Raw genomic sequence first — 241 nt, forward strand, 5'->3', positions numbered from 1 at the left:
ATGTGGTTCGAACAAATTTCCAGTACGTGATCCGTTCTTTTCAATGATTAAACGCTCATTAAATACGTTTATGAATGCGATGACCGCCTCTGATTGGACGTCCTATCCATACGCGACGCAAAACAAAAACGACTATTTTAACTTGCTTGCTGTCTATCTGGATGCGTCGTTTTTCCCCAATATTCATCCGCTCGATTTTGCCCAAGAAGGTATTCGCGTAGAGCTTGACGAAAATGATAAG

At 41.5% G+C, this 241-nt stretch carries 1 protein-coding gene; it reads left to right on the forward strand.

All coding sequences use genetic code 11. From position 1 onward, the window contains the following. On the forward strand, positions 1-241 hold a 241-nt coding region (locus R2R70_RS22755; RefSeq protein ID WP_410979310.1), incomplete at both ends, for a hypothetical protein.

Source organism: Cobetia sp. SIMBA_158 (assembly GCF_046566945.1).
Lineage (GTDB): Bacteria > Pseudomonadota > Gammaproteobacteria > Pseudomonadales > Halomonadaceae > Cobetia > Cobetia amphilecti.